The organism is Streptomyces sp. UH6 (assembly GCF_013421635.1).
In the GTDB taxonomy this organism is placed as follows: Bacteria; Actinomycetota; Actinomycetes; order Streptomycetales; family Streptomycetaceae; genus Streptomyces; species Streptomyces abyssomicinicus.
The window spans coordinates 1-3,572 of the sequence record NZ_JACADT010000592.1; the positions used below are offsets into that span (position 1 = coordinate 1).

General features: G+C 72.3%; 5 protein-coding genes. All 5 read left to right on the plus strand.

Translation table 11 applies throughout. The features are described from left to right. Window positions 1-130 (plus strand): DUF3037 domain-containing protein (locus tag HW445_RS22590; RefSeq protein WP_180222799.1); only part of this gene is annotated, 130 nt, incomplete at its 5' end. A gap of 204 nt (window positions 131-334) precedes the next feature. Continuing rightward, the gene (gene fabG, locus HW445_RS22595) at window positions 335-1,096 is read left to right on the plus strand and encodes a 3-oxoacyl-ACP reductase FabG (protein ID WP_180222800.1); all 762 of its coding nucleotides are present in this window, start codon (window positions 335-337) and stop codon (window positions 1,094-1,096) included. A gap of 40 nt (window positions 1,097-1,136) precedes the next feature. Then, a complete protein-coding gene (locus HW445_RS22600; protein WP_180222801.1) occupies window positions 1,137-1,898 on the plus strand; it encodes an SDR family oxidoreductase in 762 nt (253 codons plus the stop codon). Between the two features lie 171 nt (window positions 1,899-2,069). Further along, complete coding sequence (locus tag HW445_RS22605) at window positions 2,070-2,753, plus strand: uracil-DNA glycosylase (protein WP_180222802.1); 684 nt, start codon at window positions 2,070-2,072, stop codon at window positions 2,751-2,753. Window positions 2,754-2,917: 164 nt separating this feature from the next. Continuing rightward, window positions 2,918-3,361, plus strand: coding sequence for a hypothetical protein (locus HW445_RS22610; RefSeq protein ID WP_180222803.1), 444 nt, complete (start codon window positions 2,918-2,920; stop codon window positions 3,359-3,361). The last annotated feature ends 211 nt before the right edge of the window (window positions 3,362-3,572 follow it).

Here is a 3,572-nt window from a genome sequence, read left to right on the forward strand (position 1 = left end):
CGCCGGCAAGAGGTTCCGGTGGCTGGTCGCGCCCCGGTCCACGGTGCTCCAGCCCGGGCCCGTGCACACCGGTCTGACGGCCGATCCGGCGGCCGAGGCCGACCGGCTGCTGGACCTTCTGGTCCGGTAGGGCGCCCCTCACGGTCCCCCGGACCGGTCAGGTGGATCACATCGCGCGGTGGCCCGTTGACAGCGGGTGCCCGGGCTTCTAGCGTCACGTCCTGTCGAGGGTACTAAGCGGTCGCTCATCCGCCGGGCGTGTCGTTCGGGCCGAGGCCGCACCGCAGGATCACCGAAGGCGTACCAGGCTTTCCGAGGGCGAGGAGAACCACCCATGTCCACCACTGAGCAGCGCGTCGCGGTAGTCACCGGCGGCGCGCGCGGCATCGGCGCCGCCACCGCCGTCCGTCTGGCCGCCGAGGGCCGCGCCGTCGCGGTCATCGACCTGGACGAGGCCAACTGCAAGGACGTCGTCGAGCAGATCACCGCGGCCGGCGGCAAGGCGATCGGCGTCGGCTGCGACGTCTCCGACGAGGCGCAGGTGGAGGCCGCCGTCGCCCGGATCGCCGAGGAGCTCGGCGCGCCGACCGTCCTGGTCAACAACGCGGGCGTGCTCCGCGACAACCTGCTGTTCAAGATGAGCGCCCTGGACTGGGACACCGTCATGAACGTCCACCTCAAGGGCGCCTTCCTGATGGCCCGCGCCTGCCAGAAGTACATGGTGGAGGCCAAGTTCGGCCGCATCGTCAACCTGTCCTCGTCGTCGGCGCTGGGCAACCGCGGCCAGGCCAACTACTCCGCCGCCAAGGCCGGTCTGCAGGGCTTCACCAAGACCCTCGCCAAGGAACTCGGCAAGTTCGGCATCACCGCCAACGCCGTCGCCCCCGGCTTCATCGCCACCGAGATGACCAAGGCCACCTCCGACCGCGTGGGCGTGGACTTCGAGGACTTCAAGAAGGGCGCCGCCGCGATGATCCCGGTCCAGCGGGTCGGCGTCCCCGAGGACATCGCCAACGCCGTCGCCTTCTTCACGGGCGAGGAGGCCGGCTTCGTCTCCGGCCAGGTCCTGTACGTGGCCGGCGGCCCCCTCAACTGACACCGGACCGCGCGGTACCGGGACACGGAGGTATTCCCACATGACCGACAAGCCCGAGCTCTCCGGCCAGGTCGCCGTCATCACCGGCGCCAGCCGGGGCATCGGCTTCGGCATCGCCGAGGCGTTCGTCGCCCGCGGTGACCGGGTCTGCATCACCGGACGCAACGAGGAGGCGCTGAAGGAGGCCGTCGAGCGCCTGGGCGCCGACCGGGCCATCGGCGTCGCCGGCAAGGCACACGACCTGGAGCACCAGGAAGCGGTCGTCGCCGCCACCATGGAGGCGTTCGGCCGGATCGACCACCTGGTCAACAACGCCGGCACCAACCCGGTCTTCGGACCGATCGCCGACGTCGACCTGAACGTCGCGCGCAAGGTCTTCGAGACCAACGTGATCTCCGCGCTCGGCTTCGCCCAGAAGACCTGGGCGGCCTGGCAGCGGGAGAACGGCGGCACCATCGTCAACATCGCCTCGGTCGCCGGTGTCCAGGCCTCGCCGTTCATCGGCCCCTACGGCATCAGCAAGGCCGCGATGATCAACCTGACCCTGCAGCTGGCGCACGAGTTCTCGCCGCGGGTCCGGGTCAACGCGATCTCGCCCGGAGTGATCAAGACCAAGTTCGCCGAGGCGCTGTACGAGAACCGCGAGGCCGAGGTGGCGGCCGGCTACCCGCTCGGCCGCCTCGGCGTGCCGGAGGACATCGGGGGCGCGGCCGCGTTCCTCACCTCGGAGGCCTCCGGCTGGATCACCGGGCAGAACCTGGTGATCGAGGGCGGCCTCTTCCTGAACGCCGGTGTCGCCTGACCGGCACCGGTGACGGGCGCGGGCCCGGTGACCGGCGGGTGACCGCCGGCACCGGGCCCGCGCCGCGTGCGGGCCCTCACGCCCCCGCGCGCCCCGGCCCGCCTCTACCGTTGTCGGTGGTCGCCTGTAGGTTCCAGACCTGGAAGTGACCGCACACCGGAGGACGTTGACGTGACCGACATCGCCATGCTGCCCGAGTCCTGGCGCGGGGTTCTGGGCGGCGAACTGGAGCAGCCCTACTTCAAGGAGCTGACCGAGTTCGTCGAGGAGGAGCGGGCGAACGGCCCCGTCTACCCGCCCCGCGAGGAGGTCTTCGCGGCCCTCGAGGCGACGCCCTACGACAAGGTCAAGGTCCTCGTCCTCGGCCAGGACCCGTACCACGGCCCCGGCCAGGGCCACGGCCTGTGCTTCTCCGTCCGGCCGGGCGTGCGGACGCCCCCGTCGCTGCGGAACATCTACAAGGAGATGCAGGCCGAACTCGGCCACCCGATCCCGGACAACGGTTACCTGATGCCCTGGGCGGAGCAGGGTGTGCTGCTGCTCAACGCGGTGCTCACGGTCCGCGAGAGCGAGCCCAACTCGCACAAGGGCAAGGGCTGGGAGAAGTTCACCGACGCCGTCATCCGCGCGGTCGTCGACCGGCCCGACCCGGCCGTCTTCGTGCTGTGGGGCGCCTACGCCCAGAAGAAGCTGCCGCTGATCGACGAGACCCGGCACGCGGTGGTCAAGGGCGCGCACCCCTCGCCGCTGTCGGCCAAGAAGTTCTTCGGCTCGCGGCCGTTCACCCAGATCGACGCGGCGATCGCGGCCCAGGGCCACGAGCCGATCGACTGGCGGATCCCGGACCTCGGCTGAGACCGGGGCCCCGTCGCGCCCGGCCGTCCACCGCGGGGGAGGGGTGCGGCCGACCGGACCGCGTCGCCGGGCGACGCGGGCCCGGTGGCCCTAGCGTCGACCGCGGGCCCGCCGTGCGGCGGACCCGCGGGTCATGCCGGGAGCGGCGGGCGACGGAGGACGCGATGGAGCTTCAGGAACCGGACGCGGGCGGAATCGCGGTGAGGACCCGGATCGGCCAGGCCGTGCTGCTGCACCACGGCGGCGACCGGGAGGAGGCGCGGGGGCGCTTCCTCGGCCTGTGGGAGGAGATCGGCGCCGACGGCGACGCCTTCCACCGCTGCGCCCTCGCCCATTACCTCGCCGACACGCAGGACGACCCCGCGGACGAGCTGGCCTGGGACCTGCGGGCGCTGTCCGCCGCCGAGGAGCTGTTGGAGTCGGTCCGGTCGCTGTACCCCTCGCTGCACCTCAACATCGCCGCCGACTACGCCAAACTGGGCTGCCCGGAAGCCGCCCGCAGCCACCTCGGCCGGGCCCGGTCGGCGGCCGAGGGACTGCCGTACGACGGTCACGGGACCCGGGTGCGCGAGGCGATCCGGTCCCTGGAGGCCGGACTGGAGCCGTGACGGGGCGCCGGCCGCGCCCCGGACGGGCTCTCCGCCCTTTTTCGGAGGGCACACGGCCTTCGGAGGGCGCACGGCCTTCGGAGGGCGCACGGCCCGGCCTCTCCGGCGCCGCCCGGTCCGCCGCTCATCGGCTCACTTGGTGGCGCGGTTCTGCATGTTCCGGCACATCGCCTCCTCGGCGCTGCCCTGACGCCAGCCGCCGTACTCGGTG